The following is a 24,321-nucleotide window of genomic DNA, read 5'->3' as shown; positions in this document are numbered from 1 at the left end:
TTGTCAATAAAACAACTAAAAATGCTATCTTTAACAATCGGATATGAACAGTAAAATCACTACAGGCATTTGGTTTATCTTCTTTGGGATTATTATTCTACTTCACAACTTTGGAGTAGTCAATTTCAATTTTTACGCTCTTTTTAAATATTGGCCACTTATCATAATAGCCATTGGGACAAACCTGATTCTTCAAAACAGAAAGTTTGGAACGATTATTACGTCTATTATCAACGTCACGATATGTATATTTTTGATGGTCATCGGTCTAACCTCATCAGAAAAATTTTCCTTCAACAAATTTGGAAATATTAATATCGAAAATAGAAAAGATACACTCGGCTTAAAACAAGTCGTATCTCTTCCTTTTACAGATGATATACAAGAAATCAACCTTGAAATAAATGTCGGTGCTACCTCCCTTTTTCTTGACAGCCAGTCATCCGAAGAACTTATCAAAGCCTCAAGTCCTAATGATAATATGGGACTTAAGCTTAAGGTAACGGACGAAGAAAAATTAAAAAAGATTGAACTTATCAGTAAAATAAAAAAGGATAATCCCTCGGGTAACAGCATCCACTTTGCACTGAACAAAAATCCGATTTGGAACATGGAGTTTAACATGGGGGCATCCTCTTTCAAAGGAGATCTATCGGGTTATAAATTGGCAAATTTATCGATTAATTCGGGAGCAACGAATATAGACCTAACATTAGGACAGCCCCAATTAAGCGTTACTACCATTGAGATAAATACGGCTGCTTCTAGTTGTAAAATCAATCTGCCAAAAAATGCGGCATGTATGATCGAAAATGACAGCTTTTTGTCGGGTAAAAAATTCAAAGGCTTGGACATCAAAGAGGACAACAGGCATAAAACGCTAGATTTTGACACCGCACAAAACAAGTATATTATTAAAATTTCGGGAGCAGCCAATTCGCTCTCAATAAATAGGTTTTAAGTTATAAATAGCTAACTTTGTTTCCAATATGGAGACAACAAACGCATTGATATTACCCGGAAAATATTGCAATTCTAAAAACACCTATTCTAGATATAAAACAAGAGAGGCTTTTATAGGAAATATCCCTATGGGTGGAGACAATCCTATCCGTATACAAAGTATGACCACGGTAGACACCATGAACACCATGGGGTCGGTAGAACAGGTCATCAAGATGGTAGATGCAGGGTGCGAATATGTCCGCATCACGGCTCCAAGTATTAAAGAAGCTGAAAACCTGGCCAATATAAAAAACGAACTTCGTCTCAGAGGCTATAACGTGCCTTTGGTAGCCGATATACACTTTACGCCCAATGCAGCGGAAGTCGCCGCAAGAATCGTAGAAAAAGTAAGGATAAACCCGGGAAACTATGCTGATAAAAAGAAATTTGATGAAATAGATTATACAGATGCTGCTTACCAGGCAGAATTGGATCGTATCTACAAAAAATTTGCTCCCTTAGTACGTATTTGTAAAGAATACGGTACAGCCATGCGTATAGGTACAAATCATGGTTCTCTTTCCGACCGCATCATGAGCAGATATGGAGATACTCCTGAAGGCATGGTAGAATCTGCATTGGAATTTATACGTATCTGCGAAGATTTAAACTATTACAACCTCGTGGTATCCATGAAATCATCCAATCCGCAGGTAATGGTACAAGCCTACCGACTCCTTGTGGAAAAAATGGTTATAGAAAATATGAATTATCCACTCCACCTTGGTGTAACGGAAGCAGGTGATGGTGAGGATGGCCGTATAAAATCTGCTGTAGGGATTGGAACTTTGCTGGAGGATGGACTGGGAGATACCGTACGTGTTTCTTTAACAGAAGAGCCTGAAAAAGAAGCTCCCGTAGCTATAGCTCTGGTAAACAGATATACCAAACGGGCAGCGGCATTGAACAAAAATGAACACCTTCCTATTTTGAATCTTTCTCCGTCTGCTGAAACCAAAGTGTATCGATCTTCCGAAGTAAATACTTTTGTCGGCGGGTCAATAGTTCCACGTATTATTGTGGATATCTCCAAAGAGAACTTAAAAGATCCTTTTGCCCTTCATGCAGTTGGTTATAAATATGATGCATTGTTGGACAAGTATCACATGGGAGAGCAATCAGTGGATTTTGTTTATTTAGCCGATCAGCTCCCATCTTTTACAATGCCTGGTAATCTCAAGCAATTATATGATTATAAAATCTGGAGTAGTTTAAAATCAAGAAGTAACATTCATCCGATATATCAATTAGATGAATTTAATAGGGCTACCGAAAAAGATCCGGTACTGAATATCGTCTATATATCAAATGCACGCTTGGCATCTGACGAATTTGCAAACCTTCAGATAGACAAAACTATTGTTTTTTTATTAGAAACCGACCATATTCATGGAATGGCGGATCAACGCCAATTTTTTGCCAACATACAGGAGATAGGATTAGATGTTCCCGTTATTATTAAACGGTCTTATCCTTCGGACGAATTCAATGGTCCTGTTGGTGATATCATGAATCCTGAAGAACCTATCTCCAAAATCCAGGTATATGCGGCTACGGATCTCGGTGCACTTTTGATTGATGGTTTAGGGTCAGGTATATGGATTGACTCTCCTGCTACACCATTAAATAATTTAAGTTCCTTATCTTTCGGAATACTGCAAGCGACGCGTTCACGCATATCTAAAACGGAGTATATATCTTGTCCAAGTTGTGGACGTACATTATTCGACCTTCAAGAAACAACGCAGATGATACGGAGCCGTACAAATCATTTGAAGGGTTTAAAAATCGGAATCATGGGATGTATTGTAAATGGCCCCGGAGAAATGGCTGATGCCGACTATGGTTATGTAGGTGCAGGTCCAGACAAAATAACGCTTTATAGAGGAAAGGAAGTTGTAAAAAGAAACGTGAGCTCAGCAAATGCCTTAGACGAACTTATAGGCATCATAAAAAATGATGGACTATGGATCGATGCAGAATAAAAGTGGGCGCATCCTAATTAGAACGCGCCCACTTTTATAAATTATATATTTTAGCCAATAAAATTTTATCGTATAGACATTCTTTTTACTACAGCCTCTCCACCGGCAACTACACGAAGAAAATAAAAGCCCGGTGTTATTTTGTCATTGGTATCGAAAGCAAAAGATTGATTGCCTCTTTCTAAAGTAGAGTTCAACAAATTCAAAACCTCATTTCCCAACGCATCCATTAATTTAATACTCACCGTACCTTGCTTCGTTAATTTAAAGGAAACATTGATTTGTTGAGATACAGGGCTATAAAACACTTTGACATTATTGATATTCTTCTCGTGCTCTTCTTCATTAACAAATGACAACGCATGATATGAAATTAGCGAAGTACCGAAATAGAAACTAGCTCCACGAGCAGATGCTGTAGTAACAGAGATCAATAGCAATATATTGAAAACTCCTAATTTTACTATTTTGTGGACACTAAATTTCATTATAGTTTAAGACAATTAAGCAGATATTTGGTTTAATCAAAGCTATGATTTTCAATCCGAAAATCCTAATACAAAAGTAGTCTATTGTCTATATAATTTTACGATTTCTCAAAAAAAAGACCACTTTTAACAATTTTTAACAATCATAAACGTTGTTCAAATATTTAGCACTAAATTGGCATAATTTTTAAGCGATATTTTTACACAAAATTTAAAATGGCAACAGACCCTCAACATTCCTTAAATCGCCTCAGCGCAGGTGGTTTGTTAATAGCGCTAGGTATTATTTTCGGAGATATAGGCACTTCTCCCCTCTACGTTTTTAAAGCAATATTTAACAAAGGAACAATCGATAGTAACCTCGTCATTGGTAGTATATCTTGTGTTTTTTGGACATTAACGCTCCAAACAACAGTTAAATATGTAATTATCACACTTAATGCCGACAATAAAGGAGAAGGGGGTATCCTCTCCCTCTATTCACTGGTGAAAAGAAAAGCAAAATGGTTGATCATTCCTGCTATCATTGGCGCCTCTACTCTACTCGCCGACGGTATGATCACACCTGCGATTACCATTTCTTCTGCCGTGGAGGGTTTAGCGATTCAAAACCCCGGCTTCCCAACCGTCCCCGTAGTGATAGCTATTATTTCTTTATTATTTTTAATTCAGCGATTTGGCACATCCATCGTAGGCAGGATCTTCGGCCCTCTCATGTTTATTTGGTTTTCAACGATCGCTTTTCTTGGGTTTAGATATATTGATGATGCGCCACAGGTATTGAAAGCCATAAATCCTTATTATGCAATTGAAACATTAATAAATTACCCCAACGCACTTTTTATAATTGGAGCTATTTTCTTATGTACTACGGGCGCTGAAGCCTTGTACTCGGATATGGGACATTGTGGAAAGACAAATATCCGTATCAGTTGGATCTTTGTAAAGCTATCGCTGATCTTAAATTATTTCGGTCAGGGGGCTTGGTTGCTACTACATGAGGGTAATCAGATTGGCGAAACCAATCCATTTTTTGCAATTATGCCTGATTGGTTTGTCATTTATGGCGTAACGATTGCCACTGTCGCGGCCGTAATTGCAAGTCAGGCCATGATTTCCGGATCATTCACACTCATATCAGAAGCAGTAAGACTTAATATCTGGCCTAAAGTAGCCATCCGGTACCCTTCAGATCAAAAAGGTCAATTGTATGTTCCTTCTATCAACTTAATTTTATTCGCAGGTTGTATGCTTATTATCTTTGTTTTCAGAGAGTCCAGTAATATGGAAGCCGCGTATGGTCTAGCGATCAATTTGACCTTTATCACCACTACGATATTGATGTGTTTCTTTATGCTTCGAAAGCATATTAATAAAATTTGGATCATTCTATTTGCACTTGTTTTCTTTACCATCGAAATTACATTTCTATTAGGAAACATGATCAAGATAGAACATGGCGGTTGGCTTACACTGCTGTTGGCTTCTTCTATTTTCATTGTCATGTTCTGTTGGTACGGTGCCCGCAAAATCAAAAACCGATACGTGCGCTTTGTCGACATTAAACAGTATTATCCGCTTATAGCGGAACTAAGCGATGATATATCCGTTCCGACATTCGCATCTCAATTGGTGTACCTGACAAGTGCCAACAATAAAGAGGAAATAGAAGCAAAAGTGATGTACTCGATCATCAATAAAAAACCAAAACGTGCCGATGTCTATTGGCTTGTGCATGTGGATGTAATGGATACACCGCATGCAAGAGACTATGTAGTTACACAGCTAATTCCGGGAAAATTAGTTAGAATTGACTTCAAATTAGGGTTTAGAGAAGAACAGCGCATTAGCCTTCTTTTCCGTAAAGTGGTGGAAGATATGGTAAATAAGGGCGAAATTGACATTACCAGTCATTATAAGACGTTAAATAAATATAAAATTACCGGTGACTTTAACTTCGTTGTACTCGAAAAAATATTCAGTAAAACCTCAGATCTTAACTGGGGGAACAGAATCATCATGGAGATATACAAATTACTCAAACATTTCAGTTTGAGTGAAGAAAAAGGGTTTGGACTGGATAGCAGCTTTGTCACACTGGAACGTGTGCCGCTCAACATTCCCAACACAGATAATATCCAATTGAAAAGAGTGAAAGGATAAAAGAAGGGAGCTCCCTCTTTTATCCTTTCACGCTATTGAGTTTCGAATGACGGTATCCGTACATAAAGTAAATGACCAACCCAATGATAAGCCAGATGATAAATATCAACCAATTGCTCGCACCGAGCTCACTCATCAAATATAGATTGATTAATATCCCCATAACAGGCAGGAGAGAGAAATTGTACTTAAAACTGAAGATGCTCATCAAAAACCAAGTGCCCCAGAATACGACCACGAGCGACTTGTGAAGTATTACTTGTTTTGTACCTAATGTTCTCCATTCAGAAAAGCCCTCCTGACCATATAAATACAGTAATACCAGACCAATTATAAATCCTATCCCTACGATATATTTACCATTAACATAAGGCACCTTAAATTTGGATTTTTTGGAAAGTCCTGAATGATCCATATACAACACACCTCCACATACCAATATAAACGCAAAGAAAGTCCCTACACTTGTCAAATCAACAAAAAAATCCATTTTCATAAACAAAGCGGGAACAGCAACGACAAAGCCGGTGACAATCGTTGCATAGGAAGGTGTTTTATATTTAGGGTGTATTTTAGAAAACTTTTTGCTTAACAATCCATCTCTGCTCATCGTCATCCAAATACGTGGTTGCGCTAATTGAAAAACCAATAATGCAGATGTAATGGCTATGACGGATGTAACCGATATAATGCCCGCCATTTGATCGAATCCTACGTAATGAAAAACATAGGCCAATGGATCTTTCACATTTAGCTCAGAATAATTAACCATCCCCGTCAGCACCAGCGTAATGGCAACATACAAAACAGCGCATATTACAAGACAGTAAATCATAGCTTTGGGCAGATCACGCTGCGGATTTTTACATTCTTCCGCTGTTGTCGAAATGGAATCAAAGCCTATAAAGGCAAAGAATACCGCCGCGACACCACTTAATACACCTCCCATGCCGTTCGGCGCAAAAGGTGTCCAGTTTTCGGGCTTTACAAAAAATAACCCGCCAAAAATAACAGCGAGAATAACGCCTATCTTAATGACAACCATAATATTGCTGGCACGTCTGGATTCTTTAATTCCAATATAAACCAGCCAAGTCACAAAAACGGTAATCAATCCGGCAGGCAGATCGAAAATTATGGGAAAACCCACTATACGGGGAGCTGCTTCAAACGCCTGCAGCCCAATTTTATCGATACCACTTAGGTTTTCTGCACCTACTTCCAACATTTTAGCATGTGCTTCAGACGCATAGGCCGGTGCCATGGTCAACCACCGAGGGATATGGACCCCAAACCCTTCACACATCGAAACAAAATATTGAGACCAGGAAATCGCGACTACCATATTTGAAACTGCATATTCCAACACAAGTGCCCATCCAATTATCCATGCAAACAATTCGCCAAATGCTACATAAGCATACGTATATGCACTTCCTGAAACGGGCACAGTACTCGCAAATTGCGCATAAGATAATGCAGTAAAAACACAGGCAAACGCGACAAAAACAAAGAGCAAAGAAACAGCAGGACCTCCATTATATGAAGCTAAACCAATTGTACTGAATATACCTGCGCCAACGATAGCAGCAATCCCTAAAGACACCAAGTCTCTTACGCCTAAAATTTTTGCTAAACCCGACCCCTGAGATTCCGAATCGGACAAGATTTGTTCTACGCTTTTCTTCCTGAAAAGTCTGTTTGCCATAATTGATTAAAATTTTTGTTGTCAACAAAAATGATAAAATAACATCAGTTATTCTATTTTATCTTGAATTACTAAAAAGATTTCTTTGTAACGTTTCAAATAATTGATCTCATAATTTCTTAAATGATTGGTCAATTCAGAGACATGCTGTTCGCTTTCTTCAAAATCCCAGATTCGTCGACAAATATTGAAAAGTGCGTATGAAATATTATTGATATCATCATATTGCATAATGTACTTCGATGCGATAAAGCCATCATAATACAAAAAAAAACGATCAATATCCACATCGCCCAACACCTTTAGAAATAAGGCTAAAACAGAGCGATCTATTGAAGCTAAATGCTCGTATAATCTATTCACATTTAAGATGTTATGCTTAATGAGTAAATGATCTAACAACAGCTCTAAACCGATATGAGCAAGAAAAGAAGCTCGGATAGGCAGATCCTGCACAGTATGCTGAATTTGCTTACGCAGGTTATGTGTATGCGTATAGAAAAAATCTGAACTATGAAACAATTTATCTACCGCTACGTGTCGGCTCCATCCTTCATATAGTGCAATACTTTTCGGATGAAAGTAAAGTTGATCTTCGTATTTATGAATTTGAAAAGAATAGCTTTTATCTGCATTTTTAAGTAAGTCGGGTAGCATTGCACCGAGTACTTTTTCAGCATCCGATGCAAACCGTTCAAAATAAAAATGAGATAAAAAATTCACCGCGCAAAGTTATGTAATATTACGTATCGTAAGATACGGCTTAATCTTGTATATTTGCAATCTTAATAAAAAATTCTAAATCATTTCACATGAGTTTTGTAGAAGAATTACGTTGGAGAGGCATGCTTCAAGACATCATGCCCGGTACAGAAGAATTATTAAATAAAGAGAAAGTCGCAGGGTATATTGGTTTTGATCCAACGGGGGATTCATTACATGTCGGTCACTTAACACAGATCATGACATTGATTCACTTCCAAAATGCAGGACACAAACCGGTGGCATTAGTTGGTGGAGCGACCGGAATGATCGGAGATCCGTCTTTTAAATCTGCGGAAAGAAATCTTTTGGACGAAGAGACATTACAATATAATGTAACCTGTTTAAAGAACCAGCTGTCTAAATTTCTGGAATTTGGAGAAGGAGACAATGATGCAAAAATGGTCAACAATTACGATTGGTTTAAGGACTTCAGCTTTCTCGCATTTATTCGTGATGTCGGGAAATTAATCACTGTCAATTACATGATGGCGAAAGATTCTGTAAAGAAGCGTCTGGAAGGAGATAATGGCCTATCTTTTACGGAATTTACTTATCAATTGATTCAGGGATATGACTTTTATTATTTGTGGAAACACCACAATTGTAAAGTGCAGATGGGAGGATCGGATCAATGGGGAAATATTGTGACCGGAAGTGAAATGATCAGACGTCAAGATCAGGGAACAGCCTATGCTATTACTACACAACTGATAAAAAAAGCAGACGGACAAAAATTCGGCAAAACAGAATCTGGAGCTGTGTGGTTAGATCCTAAAAAAACTTCTCCATTTAAATACTACCAATTTTGGTTGAACACCTCAGATGATGACGCTAAAAACTGGATTAAAATCTTCACATTAAAGTCAAAAGAAGAGATTGATCGTATCATAGCAGAACATGATCTGGCTCCTCACACAAGAACGGTTCAAAAGGCGTTAGCAAAAGATATAACAATCCGCACGCATTCTGAAAAAGATTACGAAACAGCATTAAAAACTACTGAATTTTTATTTGGAAATGGTTCGTTAGAGTTTTTAGATCATTTAGATTATGAAAATGTCTTAGAGGTGTTTGAAGGTGTTCCTCAATACACCGTAAATAAGGCTGATTTAGAAAAGGGAATCAATATCCTTGATTTATTAGCCAACGACACCCATGTATTTCCTTCTAAAGGTGAAGCTCGGAAAATGCTACAAGGTGGAGGAGTATCCTTGAATAAAGAAAAGTTAGATGACATCGATCAGATCGTTACATCGTCGAACTTAATAAGCAGTAGATACCTAATCGTTCAAAAAGGGAAAAAGAATTACTTCTTAATCATAGCTGAATAAAACATTAAAGGGTGCCCCACGGTAGGTGCACCCTTTAATGTTTTATAATATTGGCATCTATCCCCATTTCTCCAACACCGCCTTTTTTTTCCCCTTTAATTAACAAGGTGTAGATTCCTTGATTTTGCGGTTCAAAATTCAGTTCTAGTTTAACGTCCGCATTGCCGTCTGTAATTTCAAAATTATATCTTTTATTAATAGCTATATTGATAAAGGATGACACATCTTTATATTTAACGCTCTGAAAATTAACCTCCTTCTCAGATGAAGAAATCTTCAAAGACGATACATTTCCACCTAGATGGACGACACGGAATTTTGCCTGGCCTTTAGTCGGCAACAATATATTATCTTCAGATTGTAACAGCTTCAAGCTACCCTCTCTATAAACAAATACACTATAGATCTTATTCGGTTGAAATGTCAGCTTCTCTTTATAGGTCTCTTGTTTAGCCCCGAAATAACTGGTTAACGAAAATTCTACCTCCCCCGAATATGTATTTCTATACGGAAAATACTCTCCAAAAATTAATTTTTCAGACGTATTATTCATTCGATGTTGATGCACAAAGACATCCATGCCAATCGATCCAGGCACTGCATTTACAACAGCTACAGAAGATAGATTAACTACGTGATCGTACATCTCATCTATATCTGCCTTGTTACAAGCAAACAAAGTCACAGATAGGATAACCCACAAAAAAAACAATACCCTAGATACCATAAGTTTCAATTTTCCGAAGGCAGGTGAGCTCATGAAATAATTATTTGCATATTGAACAAAAAACGTTGTAACTCGACTAATTGCTACAAGTTAATAGAAATACATTTTAACACCGCACTTTTATAGCTATTTTTTTTAAGTTTGTATGGGGAAGATTATCACATTTTCATGGCATATAAAGGAAATACATTCAAAAATAGTAGCCAATCTAGAAATTCCAAAGAAGGTAAGGATTCTACTAAAATCACCTATAAAAAAAGAGATTCTTTTGTTAAATCATTTGACAATATAGATTTTTCAGAAGGTCAACGAAAAGTTTTAAAGATACTTGGTTTACTACTGTTGTTAACAGCTTTTGCTTTTGCGGTATCTTTTGTTTCATACTTATTTACCTGGAAAGAAGATCAAAGTTATATCGCAACCAGTAATGGAGGTTGGAACACCTTATTCAGCACGAGTAAAGAAATAACAGATGACACGATAGACGCAATCGCTGTACAAAATAAATTAGGTAAACTGGGTGCCCTGTTATCCAATCAATTTATATACGAATGGTTTGGAATTGCTTCCTTCTTGTTTATCTTGATGCTCTTTGTAGTAGGATATAAGTTAATATACCGTAAATCCATACTTCCTATTTGGAAAACACTACTGTATTCCTGTTTAGGGATTATTTACCTGTCGGTTACCTTAGGTTTTATTCAAGATTACATTGCAGAGACACCTCATATTCTCGAAGGAAAATTCGGCTATTGGAGCAATCAATTGTTAAATGCACAGATCGGAAAATTTGGCGTCGCCGGGTTACTGATATTTGCTTACCTTACGATCCTGATTTTGATTTATAATTTTGATCTTAAATTTTCATTTCAAAAAGAAAAAACGAGCAAAAAGGCTTCTAAATACGGAGACGAAACTGCCCCCGTCGTATCATCTTCCAATACAGCAATTACACCCAATGTAAGTTTTGAACACAATAATTACGAAGAAGAAGAGTTGGATGACGATGAAATTACAAATAGCACACATTTCGACACCAAACCGTCATTTGCCCAAAACAAAACTAAGAGTACGGATACAGATCGCCAAGAGATCGAACTGTCGGTAGACACTCCTTTAGAAATTGAGACTCCAAATCAACCGGACGAACCTGTTTTGAGTGTTGCCGAAGTAAAAGAAGAAAAAGCGATAACAGCAAATGACCTTGTAGCCGAATTTGGGGAGTACGACCCAAAACTTGATCTTTCAGGCTACCAATACCCAACTCTTGAATTATTAAAAGAATATGGAAGCGGTAAAATAACAATCAACCAATACGAATTAGAAGCGAATAAAAATAAAATTGTAGACACATTACGAAACTACAGCATTGAAATTGAACACATTAAAGCCACTATCGGCCCAACAGTGACATTATACGAAATAATCCCAAAACCAGGAGTCCGTATTTCAAAGATAAAAAATCTGGAAGACGATATCGCTTTGAGTCTGGCTGCTTTAGGAATTCGTATTATTGCTCCGATGCCCGGAAAAGGAACGATTGGTATTGAAGTTCCTAATAGTAACCCTGAAATGGTTTCCATGCGTTCGGTCTTAGCAACAGAAAAGTTTCAAAAAACAGATATGGATCTGCCTATAGCATTAGGAAAGACCATTTCTAATGAAGTCTATATAGCCGATTTGGCCAAGATGCCTCACTTATTGGTAGCGGGAGCTACCGGGCAAGGTAAATCTGTTGGTATAAATGCAATTTTAACTTCTCTATTGTATAAAAAACATCCGTCGGAACTAAAATTTGTATTGGTAGATCCAAAAAAAGTGGAACTATCCCTTTTCAAAAAAATAGAACGCCATTTTCTGGCTAAACTTCCGGGAGAGGAGGATGCGATTATTACCGACACAAAAAAGGTTATCAATACGCTTAACTCCCTTTGCATCGAAATGGATCAGCGTTATGACCTACTGAAAAATGGTCAAGTACGAAATTTAAAAGAATATAATGTAAAATTTATCAATCGTAGATTAAACCCTGAAGAGGGGCATCGATTCTTACCTTTTATAGTTCTTATTGTTGATGAATTTGCGGATTTGATGATGACGGCAGGAAAAGAGGTTGAAACTCCAATCGCACGATTGGCGCAATTGGCTCGTGCAGTGGGTATTCACTTGGTTATTGCAACACAACGCCCCTCAGTGAATATTATTACTGGTACAATTAAAGCCAACTTTCCTGCACGTTTGGCTTTTCGTGTATTGTCTAAGGTCGACTCACGAACGATCCTAGATTCAGGAGGAGCCGATCAGCTTATTGGACGTGGAGATATGTTATTATCAACCGGATCTGATTTAATCCGTATCCAATGTGCTTTTGTAGATACCCCCGAAGTTGAGGGAATCTCTGATTTCATCGGCAGCCAAAGAGGATATCCTTCCGCCTTTATGCTTCCGGAATATGTCGATGAATCCGGAGAAGGAAGTGGCTCCATGGATTTTGACCTATCCGATAGAGATCAGCTTTTTGAAGAAGCTGCTCGTCTTATCGTTATGCATCAACAAGGCTCTACGTCTTTAATTCAGCGTAAGCTGAAGTTGGGATACAATAGAGCAGGACGCATCATCGATCAATTGGAGTCTGCCGGAATCGTAGGCCCATTTGAAGGAAGTAAAGCCAGAGAAGTGCTTTATCCGGATGAATATTCCTTAGAGCAATATTTAGAAACACTAAGAAATCAAAATTAGATAATGAAAAAAAATTACATTTTAACATTATTACTTGGTTTTGCGACTCTTGTTACGAATGCGCAGTCAGATACCGGTGCAAAGAAAATATTGGATGAAGTGGCAAAGAAATATGACAGCTATAAAACTGCGCAAGCTGACTTCGGATTCGTAGCTACTGATGCTGAAAACGAGTCTTATTCGGATCAAGGCACTTTATACCTGAACAAGGTTAAAAATCAATATCAGATCCAACTTAAAGATCAACAACTTATTTCGGACGGTCAGTCAGTATGGACAATCTTAAAAGAAGAAAAAGAAGTTCAAATAACCGATGCAGATAATAGCACAGATGCTATCGGCCCAAATAATCTTTTTACTTTTTATAGAACCGGCTTCAAATACATAGGGTTATCTGATGAAAAAATCGGATCAAGTACATTATCCGTAATTGAAATGGCTCCTCTGGATACAAAAAAGAACTATTTCAAAATTAAGATACGTATAAATACAAACAAGCATATCCATGATGTCAGTATTTATGACAAATCGGGTTCTAAATACACTTATACGATCCGGAAATTGTATGTCAATCATCAAATCCCAAGTTCACAATTTGTATTCAATAAGAAGAACTATCCGAATTTCGAAGTCGTAGACCTGAGGTAATTAACTCAATCTAAATTAAGTTGTGTTTTGGTATCGTTAAGAAATTAGATTTTGAAGAATGAGCAAGGTAACACTTAAGGAATTGGCTAAAGTTTTGAACATGTCTGTATCTACAGTATCCAAAGCTTTAAACGACAGCCATGAAATAAGCGATGCGACGAAGGAAATCGTAAAGAAATTTGCAAAAGAACGTAACTATCAACCAAATCCTTTGGCCAAATACTTGAAACTGGGCAGATCTAATAGTATTGGTGTAATACTCCCCTCTATTGGTAACCCTTTCCATGGTCAGGTAATTGAGAGTCTGCACAATTACGCTAGCCTGCATAATTTCAACTTAATCATTATGCAGAGCAAAGATTCTGAAGAAATAGAGACAAAAGCAATACAAACACTTTTAAATCAAGGGATCGATGGTATCATTATTTCTCCCGCCCATGAGACATCTAACATAGAGTTATTAAAAAAGATCCATGAAAGTACCTGCCCTGTTATTATATTTGATCGAATCAATTACGATCTCAATACTTACAAAATAGGTGTTAATAATTTTCAAAGCGGGTTGGATGCTACAGCCGAATTAATAAAAATAGGGCGAAGAAAAATCGTCATTCTTTGTGGAAAAAACATCGGTGTTACAAAGCAAAGGCTTGCCGGCTACGAAGTAGCACTTAAGAGAAATGGCATTGAAGTAAATCAGGATTATATCGTGTATTGTAATTATAATAATAGCTTTGAAGAGTTTGACCACGATCTGAAGGAAAAAATAGCCGCGTTAATGGAGGATCCATCCACTGCACCAGATGCTATTTTTGGCACTACCGATACTTTGACGACCCGTGTATTGGGAATATTGGCAGATTTAGAAATTCAAGTACCTAGTGAATTAGCCGTAATAGGATTTGCAAATACAGAAATAGCAAACAGTCTTAATCCTGCATTATCGACGATCAGACAACCTACAGCAGAAATTGCAGCCCTATCGGTCGAAATGCTTATTAAACTCATAACTACAAAAAAAAATCGAAGTCAAATAGATTTCCAAGAATTTAAACTTGATTCATCTATTCAACTTCGAAAATCAACAGATATAGATTCTTAGACCTACATCTGTACTAATTTCATCTTGGGCACTAAAGTTTTCATTACTGTCCACGCTATCAGATAGGCTACCCCACAGATTGAGAATATAATAAAATATCCTGCTTCTTCACCCTGAAAACCCATAAACTGCATATTAGTGCGTCCTGCAAAGTCAAAAAGCACACCTGACGACTTGTTGATTATAAAGGCTCCAACACCTCCGGCAAGTCCGCCAATCCCGGTTACGGTAGCAATTGCTTTCTTAGGAAACATATCACCTACTGTAGAGAAGATATTCGCAGACCATGCTTGATGCGCTGCACCTCCTATACCAATTAAGACCACAGGGAACCAGTAACTCAGATATCCTAAAGGCTGAGCCAACATCACCACGAGCGGAAGAAAGGCAAAAATTAACATTGCTTTCATGCGCCCTGCATAAGGATTCATCCCCAATTTATCTACGAAATAGCTTGGTAACCAACCACCGATGATAGACAATAGCGTAATTGCATAGAGTACAAAAACTGCAAGCTGACCTTCAAAATCAGAAGATTTAATATCATATACAGAACTCAAATAGGCCGGCATCCAAAACAGGAAGAACCACCACACACCATCTGTCATAAATTTACCGAAAGCGAAGGCCCATGTTTGTCTATATTTCAAACAGGATAAAATCGAGACCTTCTCCATTTTCTTCCTAGCATTTAAATCTGCATTTTCTTCTAATGTATTATCTTGTTGAATATAGTTTAGCTCCTCCTCGTTTACTTTAGGATTACCTTCGGGCTTATCATACATGAAAACCCAGAAACCCATCCACACAAAACCCAATGCACCAATTATAATAAAGGACATTTCCCATCCCCATAATTTCGCAATCAGTGGGATACTCAAAGGAGCAACTAAAGCCCCTACAGTCGCTCCCGCATTGAATATGCTTGTAGAATATGCTCTATCCTTTTTAGGAAAATATTCTGCAGTAGCTTTAATAGCGGCTGGAAAGTTACCAGCCTCACCAATTGCTAGAATTAAACGTGCAAAAATAAACAGAACCACACTCACATTAATTATTCGACCAACATCATGTACCCGGCCAATAGCCTCTTTTGCTCCCTCAAATCCTACAAACCACTCTCCAGTAATAATACCCGACGTTGCAATCCCACAAAAAGCATGTAGGACAGCTCCTATCGACCACACGCCTATTGCCCATAAGAATCCCTTCTTTGTATCCATCCAATCGACGAATCGACCAGCAAAAAGCATGCTTACAGCATAAAAAATAGAAAACAAAGCGGTGATATTACCATAATCATTGTTTGTCCAATGAAATTCCGGAGCGATAAAATCTTTCCAGGTTAAGGATAGTACTTGTCGATCTAAATAGTTAATAGTAGTAGCAAAAAAAAGTAAGGCGCAAATTGACCACCTGTACTTGCTCATTGAATTAGACTTCATAAAGTTTATATAACAAGGTTTAGTAAATTTTAAAGTTAAGGTTTTGCACTAATTAATCCTAATTCCAGTCCGCGAATTTCAGCCAACCCCTTTAATCGGCCGATTGCTGAATATCCGGGATTCGTTACCTTTTTCAAATCATCCAACATTTGATGACCATGATCAGGCCTAAATGGAATAGGTTGCTCTCTTCGCTGATTCTCGGCTATAAAGATTCGTAACACAGCTGCCATATCTACATCGCCATCCAAATGATCGGCTTCATAGAAATTACCCTGTTCATCTTTCTTCACGTTACGGAAATGTGCAAAATGTACACGGTGCTTTAATGCCTCTGCAATCTCAGGAATATTATTATTTACCCCTGCTCCTAATGAGCCTGTACAAAAACAAACGCCATTAAAATCTTTATCTAATCCGTTAATAATATTGAGGTAATCTTGTTGATTAGAAGCTATTCTAGGTAACCCTAATATCGGATAAGGAGGATCGTCCGGGTGGAGAGCCATCTTGATATTGCTTTCCTCACATACCTCAGCGATTTCATTCAAAAACCAAAGAAGATTATTAAGTAACCCCTCGAATCCAATCTCTTTATATATTTCAAGACTTGTGTGCAGATCTTCTAAACTTATATCCTTCTCGCTTGGAATTCCCATCAGGATAACTCTATTCAAGTCTTCAATATCAGCCGGGGTAAATCCGTCGAAACGTTTTTTTGCCGCTGTAACTATTTCTTGAGGATAATCTTTTTCTGCCTGCTCTCTTTTCAACACAAAAAGATCAAATGCTGCCAAGTCAGTCCAATTAAAATAAAGCGCTTTTGCACCATTCTCTAGTTCCAGATCTAGCTTCGTCCTTGTCCAGTCAAGGACAGGCATGAAATTATATGTTACGATGTGTATGCCACACGATGCAAGATTACGTAAGGATTGTTTATAATTTTCGATATACTGTGCGGCGTCACTTCTTCTGGTTTTGATAGCTTCGTGTACCGGAACACTTTCAACTACGGACCATTTCAATCCTGATTCTTCGATGATCCTTTTGCGTTCTTGTATATCTTCTAAAGGCCAAACATCTCCGTGGGCTATATGGTGTAATGCGGTAACAATCCCCGTGGCTCCGGCTTGTTTTACATCTTGTAGACTGACCGAATCATTAGGCCCATACCATCTCCAAGTTTGTTCAAATCTATTTCTCATTCAAATAAATTATTTATAATTAAACTCCACTCCACGCGTTAAATCCACCATCAACGTACACAGTCTCTCCCGAAACGAAAGATGATGCGTCACTCAATAGATAAACCAATGTACCCTCCAACTCAGAAGGATCTCCTAATCTTGAAAAAGGTGTTCCATTAATAAATTTTTGGGCGCGAGCAGTATATGTGCCATCCGTATTAGTGAGTAAAGCCCTATTTTGTTCTGTTAAAAATACACCTGGGGCTATCGCATTTACTCTAATTCTGTCACCATAACGTAATGCCAATTCAGTGGCCATCCATTTTGTAAATCCAATAACACCATTTTTGGCTACGGTGTAACCCAATACACGTGTAATAGCCTGACTTGATGACAACGAACCTATATTGATAATCGAACCTTTGCCATTTTCTGCAAGTACCTTCCCAAAAACATGAGTTGGAATTATCGTTCCAAAGAGATTCAATTCAATAGCTTTGATTGTATCTTGTACATTTGCGCTGAAGATATCCTGTTCGGGCGCAATTGTTGCGCCTTGAATATTACCCCCTGCTGCATTTACCAATCCGTCTATCGTTCCCCATTTGGCCAGTATCTGCTCTCGGGCTGCAATCATTGATTGCTCACTCATTACATCGCCCACAATAGCAAGTCCCTCACTACCGAAAGTCTCTACTAATCGTACACGCTCGTCAGCACGCTCTTGATCACGACCAATAATACAAACTCTAGCCTTGGCTTCTGCAAGTGCCTTCACAAAGGATTTCCCTAAAACACCTGTTCCTCCAGTAACAATTATTACTTTCCCTTTTAAGGAAAATTTTTCTAAAACATTCATTTAACAATTGTTTATAATTTTATCAAAGCAAGATACCAAAAAAAACAACAATAAATGAACGTAAAATACGATAACGATTGCGATAAATTTATACATTAACTGACTCTTATTTATCACAGTTAAATCGTATTTTTAGCGTATTAATCAAAACCATTCTAATGAAAAGCGTCTTATCTTTTGGAGAAATATTGATCCGACAACAAGCTGTAGGCAATTCCTTTTTTGAAAAAGGCAATAATTTGTCCAGATTGTACCCTGGAGGTTCAGAAGCAAATGTAGCTGTATCGCTGGCACAAATGGGAACAAAAACTTCTTACTACAGTGCTTTCCCCGACAATCCACTATCCGCCGAAATTATCGCCATACTCCACGAATCTAATGTCGACACTTCTAAAGTATCCAAAATCGGCGATAGAATCGGATCATATATTCTCCTATCGGCCAATGGCCTTACCAAAGGAGAGGTAATATATGACCGGAAGTACTCAAGCTTTAGCCAGCTTCGTCCGGAAGATATCGATTATGAGTCATTACTGGGAAATGTAGATTGGCTGCATTGGACTGCGCTTACACCTGCCCTTAATGAACAGATGGCCTCATTAACCGAGCAATTATTGAACGAAGCGAGTGCGAGAAATATCACAATTTCGGTAGACTTGAATTACAGAAGCAAGCTGTGGCAATACGGCAAACAACCTATTGAAATAATGCCTCAATTGGTTGAATACTGTGATGTAGTAATGGGCAATATATGGGCCGCGAATAAAATGCTGGGCACATCTATTGATGAATCCCTAAATCGGGAAACCGAGATTCAAACATATTATGAATATGCAATAAAATCAGCGAAGGAGATATTCAATAAGTTCCCCAAAACGAAACATATCGCCAATACCTATCGCTTTATGGACAATCCCACACACAATCTATTCTACGGAACCTATCATTCGAGAGAAAAAAATAGCATCTCGCAAATATTTGAAACGAATGCGGTAATTGATCGCATAGGAAGTGGCGATGCATTTATGGCAGGATTTATTCATGCATTAAAAAACACGGCTGATCCTCGGGAAATAATTGAAATAGCGACAGGGGCTGGATATCAAAAACTATTTGTAGAAGGCGATTTTGGAAACGGAAAATTTAAATAATCATGAACAATATATTAGAAACAATCAATAAATACCCAGTAATACCTGTTTATTATCATGATGACAGTGCGAAATGCATTGAAATCGTTAAGGCCGCTTATGAAGGAGGAATTCGCGTTTTCGAATTTGTAAATCGAGGTGAAAAAGCATTGGAAAATTTCAAAATATTATTGGATTACAAAAATTTGCATCTCCCCGGATTGGTATTGGGTATTGGAACAATAAAAGATGTTGAACAGGCGAAAAGCTTTTTAGCAGTTGGCGCAGAATTTATCGTAAGTCCTATTATTGAACCAAGTATTGCTAAAGAAACATTAGATAAAGGTATTTTATGGATTCCGGGTTGTATGACACCTTCTGAAATCGCCGTTGCCGAAAAATTGGGAGCACCACTTGTTAAACTATTTCCGGGAGATACACTTGGTCCGAAATTTTTAAAAGCAATCAAACCGCTGTTTCCAAAGGTTAAATTCATGCCGACAGGCGGTGTTGACGTAGAAGAGAAAAATATTCAGGGATGGTTTGAAGCCGGAGTATACTCCGTTGGTCTGGGTTCCAAATTATTTCAAGAACCAGAGGGGGCAACAGATTATTCGTGGTTAGCTGAACGAAGTAAGCAATTGTTTAGCTGGATCAAACAATAAAACATTCTGCATATAAACGGAAATAATAAAGGCTAGCAAAATTTGCTAGCCTTTATATTTATATTAAAAAGAGAATATTAATCTTCTTCTTTCGATGCCAATAATTGATCGTATTCCTCACGTGAACCTACGATAATATTACTGTATTTACGCAGACCGGTACCAGAAGGAATTAAGTGACCAACAATTACGTTTTCTTTCAAACCTAATAAATTATCACGTTTACCTGCAATAGCTGCCTCGTTCAATACTTTCGTAGTTTCCTGGAAGGACGCTGCTGAAATGAACGATTTGGTTCCTAATGAAGCTCTTGTAATACCTTGTAACAATGGGCTTGAAGTAGCAGGAATTGCATCACGTACTTCCACCAATTTCAAGTCTTGACGTTTCAAGCTAGAGTTTTCTTCACGAAGTTTACGCAACGTAACGATTTGACCCGCACGTAAAGTCGAAGAATCACCTGACTCAACAATAACCTTTTTATCGTACAATGAATCGTTTTCCAACATGAAATCCCATTTGTTTACAGCTTCTTTCTCTAAGAAACGTGTATCTCCCGGATCTTCAATATGAACTTTTTGCATCATTTGGTGAACGATCGTTTCAAAGTGCTTATCATTGATTTTTACACCTTGAAGACGGTAAACCTCTTGAATACCATTTACGATATACTCCTGAACGGCTGCCGGCCCTTTGATAGATAAGATATCTCCAGGAGAAATCTGACCGTCTGACAAAGGCATACCTGCTTTAATAAAATCATTATCTTGTACCAGAATATGTTTCGAAAGCGGAACCAAATATTTCTTCACTTGTCCATCACGGGATTCGATCGAAATCTCACGGTTACCACGCTTAACACCTCCTAATGATACAACACCATCGATTTCAGTAACTACCGCTGGGTTAGATGGGTTACGCGCTTCGAATAACTCCGTTACACGTGGAAGACCACCCGTAATATCTCGCGTCTTACCGGTAGAACGAGGGATCTTAACTAAGATAGCTCCTTCTTTTACTTTTTGACCATGAGATACCGAAACGTGAGCTCCTACAGGGATGTTGTACGAGCGGATTACTTCGCCTTTCAAATCAACAACTTTGATAGTAGGGTTTTTCGTCTTATCACGAGTTTCAATGATTACTTTTTCTTTGTGACCTGTTTGCTCATCGGATTCTTCACGGAAAGTAACACCTTCGATAATGGCATCAAACTCCACTTTACCCGCAAACTCGGAAATGATTACCGCATTATATGGATCCCAGTCAACAAGTTTGGCTCCTTTTTCAACTTTGTCTCCTTCTTTTACGAACAAGTTCGAACCGTAAGGAATGATTTGTTGATAGAGAACTTTGTTGTTTTCACCACTAACGATTTTAATCTCACCTGAACGTCCCAATACAACTTGATATGGACCATCTTCACCTTGCTTCTCAACGGTACGAACATTCTCGAATTCAACAATACCTTCGTATTTAGCAATGATAGTTGACTCGTTGGCAATGTTAGATGCTGTACCACCCACGTGGAACGTACGAAGTGTTAACTGCGTACCCGGCTCACCAATAGACTGTGCGGCAATTACACCGACAGCTTCACCCATTTGTACACGTTTACCGGAAGCTAAGTTACGGCCATAACAACAAGCACATACTCCGCGTTTAGATTCACAAGTTAATACCGAACGAATTTCAACACCTTCAATACCAGCCTCTTCTATTGCATACCCAACTTCTTCGGTAATATCATCGTTCGCAGCTACGATCAATTCGTTCGTTTCTGGATGATAAACATCATGAAGTGGTGTACGACCTAAGATACGATCGTATAATGGTTCAACGATATCATCGTTATCTTTCAATGCAGTAGTATAGATACCACGTAAACCTCCACAATCGTGATCTACGACAATCATATCTTGAGCAACGTCATGCAGACGACGCGTTAAGTAACCCGCATCGGCCGTTTTCAATGCCGTATCGGCAAGACCCTTACGCGCACCGTGTGTAGAAATAAAGTACTCTAATACGGAAAGACCTTCTTTAAAGTTTGATAAAATCGGGTTTTCAATAATTTCACCACCTGAATTACCAGATTTCTGAGGTTTAGCCATCAAACCACGCATACCGCACAACTGACGAATTTGTTCTTTTGAACCACGCGCCCCAGAATCCAACATCATATATACAGAGTTGAAACCTTGGTTGTCATTTGATAAGATATCCATCACGTGCGCAGTCAACCTGTTGTTGATACGCGTCCAGATATCGATGATTTGGTTGTAACGCTCATTGTTCGTAATGAAACCCATGTTATAGTTACCCATTACCTCTTCTACCTCATTAGTAGCTTGAGCAATCAAGTCAGCTTTAGCATCCGGAATATTCAAATCTTGCAAGTTGAATGACAAACCACCTTTAAAGGCTGTTTGGAATCCTAACTCTTTCATATCATCCAAGAATTTCGCTGCACGAGCCATACCCGTATTTTTCACGATCTCTCCAATGACATTACGAAGTGATTTCTTCGTCAAGATCTCATTGATATAACCTACCTCGTGAGGAACAATCTGATTAAAGATTACCCGCCCTACAGTCGTTTCAATGATTTGTTGACCATACTGATCTTCACCTAGTTTAACCTGAGTCTTAACTTTAATCCACGAGTGAAGATCTACCTGTTCCTCATTTAAAGCGATAATAACTTCTTCTGGAGAATAGAATATACTTCCTTCACCTCTCATCTTACGGTTTTCATCCGATTTACGGCCTTTAGTAATATAATAAAGACCCAATACCATATCTTGAGACGGTACAGTAACCGGAGAACCGTTAGCAGGGTTAAGAATATTATGTGCCGCCAACATTAAGATTTGGGCTTCCAAAATTGCAGCATTACCTAATGGTAAGTGGACTGCCATTTGGTCACCGTCAAAATCGGCGTTGAACGCTGTACACACTAACGGGTGCAATTGAATGGCTTTACCCTCTACTAAAGTCGGTTGAAAAGCCTGAATACCCAAACGGTGAAGCGTAGGTGCACGGTTTAATAATACAGGGTGTCCTTTCAATACATTTTCAAGGATATCCCATACAACCGGATCTTTACGATCTACGATTTTTTTAGCTGATTTTACGGTTTTTACAATACCTCTTTCAATCATCTTACGGATGATAAATGGTTTGTAAAGCTCTGCAGCCATATCTTTAGGAAGACCACACTCGTGTAATTTCAAATGAGGACCAACCACAATTACCGAACGAGCCGAATAATCGACACGTTTACCTAATAAGTTTTGACGGAAACGGCCTTGTTTACCTTTCAAGATATCTGATAACGATTTCAAGGCACGGTTACCTTCTGTCTTAACAGCATTCACTTTACGTGAGTTGTCAAACAACGAGTCAACAGCTTCTTGAAGCATACGCTTTTCGTTACGTAAAATTACTTCAGGAGCTTTGATTTCGATCAAACGTTTCAAACGATTATTACGGATAATCACACGACGGTATAAGTCATTCAAATCCGAAGTCGCAAAACGGCCACCATCCAAAGGAACTAAAGGACGTAATTCCGGTGGAATAATAGGAACGATTTTTACGATCATCCATTCCGGACGATTTTCAATACGATCTCTTGAACCACGGAATGCCTCCACAACATGAAGACGTTTTAACGCTTCATTTTTACGTTGCTGAGAAGTTTCATTAGCTGCCTGATGACGTAAATCGTATGACAATCGATCAAGATCAATGCGTTTCAATAACTCTTCCAATGCTTCAGCACCCATTTTCGCAACGAACTTTTGAGGATCGTTGTCATCCAGGTATTGGTTCTCTTTTGGTAAAGTATCTAAAATATCTAAATACTCTTCTTCTGTTAAGAAATCCATATAAGAAATACCATCATCTTCTTTGATACCTGCTTGGATTACCACGTATCGCTCGTAATAGATGATCATGTCTAGCTTCTTAGTAGGAAGACCTAATAAGTAACCAATTTTGTTGGGAAGAGAACGAAAGTACCAAATATGTGCAACAGGAACCACCAAAGAGATGTGCCCCATACGCTCACGACGCACTTTTTTCTCTGTAACTTCAACACCACAACGGTCACATACAATACCCTTATAACGGATACGTTTGTATTTACCACAGTGACATTCGTAATCCTTTACCGGACCGAAGATACGCTCACAGAATAGACCATCACGCTCCGGTTTGTACGTACGGTAGTTGATCGTTTCTGGTTTTACAACTTCACCACTTGAACGTTCCAAAATTGTCTCCGGAGACGCTAAGCTGATCGTGATCGATGTAAAGTTGCTTTTAATTTTATTATCTTTTTTGTAAGACATACTTATTCAAAAGTTA

Annotated in this window: 17 protein-coding genes; 9 read left to right on the top strand and 8 right to left on the bottom strand. The window is 38.2% G+C overall.

The genetic code is table 11. The annotated features are described in order from the left end of the window. The first annotated feature begins 43 nt into the window (after positions 1-43). Both E4F24_RS04920 and ispG read left to right on the top strand, forming a co-directional pair. Positions 44-961: a LiaI-LiaF-like domain-containing protein gene (locus E4F24_RS04920; RefSeq protein WP_140937543.1), complete on the top strand. Its 918-nt coding sequence runs from the start codon at positions 44-46 to the stop codon at positions 959-961. A 28-nt stretch (positions 962-989) separates the two neighbouring features. Further along, a complete protein-coding gene (gene ispG / locus E4F24_RS04915; protein ID WP_140937542.1) occupies positions 990-2,990 on the top strand; it encodes a (E)-4-hydroxy-3-methylbut-2-enyl-diphosphate synthase in 2,001 nt (666 codons plus the stop codon). Positions 2,991-3,055: 65 nt separating this feature from the next. Here the strand turns inward: ispG and E4F24_RS04910 are convergent, their stop codons facing one another. Beyond that, positions 3,056-3,478 carry a T9SS type A sorting domain-containing protein gene (locus E4F24_RS04910; protein ID WP_140937541.1) on the bottom strand — a complete coding sequence of 141 codons (423 nt, stop codon included), beginning with the start codon at positions 3,476-3,478 and terminating at the stop codon, positions 3,056-3,058. Between the two features lie 216 nt (positions 3,479-3,694). On the opposite strand from E4F24_RS04910, the gene E4F24_RS04905 reads away from it, so the two are divergent. Further along, positions 3,695-5,641, top strand: a complete 1,947-nt coding sequence (locus E4F24_RS04905; protein WP_140937540.1) for a KUP/HAK/KT family potassium transporter — start codon at positions 3,695-3,697, stop codon at positions 5,639-5,641. Positions 5,642-5,660: 19 nt separating this feature from the next. Here E4F24_RS04905 and E4F24_RS04900 read toward each other — a convergent pair whose 3' ends face one another. Both E4F24_RS04900 and E4F24_RS04895 read right to left on the bottom strand, forming a co-directional pair. After that, a complete protein-coding gene (locus E4F24_RS04900) occupies positions 5,661-7,349 on the bottom strand; it encodes an amino acid permease (RefSeq protein WP_140937539.1) in 1,689 nt (562 codons plus the stop codon). Between the two features lie 48 nt (positions 7,350-7,397). Next, a complete protein-coding gene (locus E4F24_RS04895; RefSeq protein WP_140937538.1) occupies positions 7,398-8,072 on the bottom strand; it encodes a hypothetical protein in 675 nt (224 codons plus the stop codon). A gap of 89 nt (positions 8,073-8,161) precedes the next feature. Here E4F24_RS04895 and tyrS point away from each other — a divergent pair, with 89 nt between their 5' ends. Beyond that, positions 8,162-9,445, top strand: coding sequence for a tyrosine--tRNA ligase (gene tyrS, locus E4F24_RS04890; RefSeq protein WP_140937537.1), 1,284 nt, complete (start codon positions 8,162-8,164; stop codon positions 9,443-9,445). A 34-nt stretch (positions 9,446-9,479) separates the two neighbouring features. On the opposite strand, the gene E4F24_RS04885 is transcribed toward tyrS, so the two are convergent. Further along, positions 9,480-10,091 carry a DUF4397 domain-containing protein gene (locus E4F24_RS04885; protein ID WP_181182365.1) on the bottom strand — a complete coding sequence of 204 codons (612 nt, stop codon included), beginning with the start codon at positions 10,089-10,091 and terminating at the stop codon, positions 9,480-9,482. A 249-nt stretch (positions 10,092-10,340) separates the two neighbouring features. Between E4F24_RS04885 and E4F24_RS04880 the strand changes: the two genes are divergently transcribed. From E4F24_RS04880 to E4F24_RS04870, 3 genes are read left to right on the top strand one after another with little or no spacing between them, the layout of a single operon-like run. Continuing rightward, complete coding sequence (locus E4F24_RS04880) at positions 10,341-12,911, top strand: FtsK/SpoIIIE family DNA translocase (protein ID WP_140937535.1); 2,571 nt, start codon at positions 10,341-10,343, stop codon at positions 12,909-12,911. 3 nt (positions 12,912-12,914) lie between these two features. Beyond that, entirely contained in the window at positions 12,915-13,559 is a 645-nt protein-coding gene (locus E4F24_RS04875; RefSeq protein WP_140937534.1) for an outer membrane lipoprotein periplasmic chaperone LolA1, read from the top strand. A gap of 58 nt (positions 13,560-13,617) precedes the next feature. Next, positions 13,618-14,661 carry a LacI family DNA-binding transcriptional regulator gene (locus E4F24_RS04870; RefSeq protein ID WP_140937533.1) on the top strand — a complete coding sequence of 348 codons (1,044 nt, stop codon included), beginning with the start codon at positions 13,618-13,620 and terminating at the stop codon, positions 14,659-14,661. Between the two features lie 2 nt (positions 14,662-14,663). On the opposite strand, the gene E4F24_RS04865 is transcribed toward E4F24_RS04870, so the two are convergent. Genes E4F24_RS04865 through E4F24_RS04855 form a run of 3 tightly spaced genes read right to left on the bottom strand, consistent with a single transcriptional unit; the run spans position 14,664 to position 18,152 of the window. Then, a complete protein-coding gene (locus tag E4F24_RS04865) occupies positions 14,664-16,106 on the bottom strand; it encodes an MFS transporter (protein ID WP_140937532.1) in 1,443 nt (480 codons plus the stop codon). 35 nt (positions 16,107-16,141) lie between these two features. Next, entirely contained in the window at positions 16,142-17,311 is a 1,170-nt protein-coding gene (gene uxuA / locus E4F24_RS04860; RefSeq protein WP_140937531.1) for a mannonate dehydratase, read from the bottom strand. A 19-nt stretch (positions 17,312-17,330) separates the two neighbouring features. Continuing rightward, positions 17,331-18,152: an SDR family oxidoreductase gene (locus tag E4F24_RS04855; RefSeq protein WP_140937530.1), complete on the bottom strand. Its 822-nt coding sequence runs from the start codon at positions 18,150-18,152 to the stop codon at positions 17,331-17,333. A 158-nt stretch (positions 18,153-18,310) separates the two neighbouring features. On the opposite strand from E4F24_RS04855, the gene E4F24_RS04850 reads away from it, so the two are divergent. Both E4F24_RS04850 and E4F24_RS04845 read left to right on the top strand, forming a co-directional pair. After that, positions 18,311-19,303, top strand: coding sequence for a sugar kinase (locus E4F24_RS04850; RefSeq protein WP_181182364.1), 993 nt, complete (start codon positions 18,311-18,313; stop codon positions 19,301-19,303). 2 nt (positions 19,304-19,305) lie between these two features. Further along, positions 19,306-19,947, top strand: a complete 642-nt coding sequence (locus E4F24_RS04845) for a bifunctional 4-hydroxy-2-oxoglutarate aldolase/2-dehydro-3-deoxy-phosphogluconate aldolase (RefSeq protein WP_140937528.1) — start codon at positions 19,306-19,308, stop codon at positions 19,945-19,947. 77 nt (positions 19,948-20,024) lie between these two features. On the opposite strand, the gene rpoC is transcribed toward E4F24_RS04845, so the two are convergent. After that, on the bottom strand, positions 20,025-24,305 hold the full coding sequence (gene rpoC, locus E4F24_RS04840) for a DNA-directed RNA polymerase subunit beta' (protein ID WP_140937527.1): 4,281 nt from the start codon (positions 24,303-24,305) through the stop codon (positions 20,025-20,027). Positions 24,306-24,321: the final 16 nt, after the last annotated feature.

The organism is Sphingobacterium lumbrici, assembly GCF_006476045.1.
Classification (GTDB): domain Bacteria; phylum Bacteroidota; class Bacteroidia; order Sphingobacteriales; family Sphingobacteriaceae; genus Sphingobacterium; species Sphingobacterium lumbrici.
This window is presented reverse-complemented; position numbering and strand designations above follow the sequence as displayed.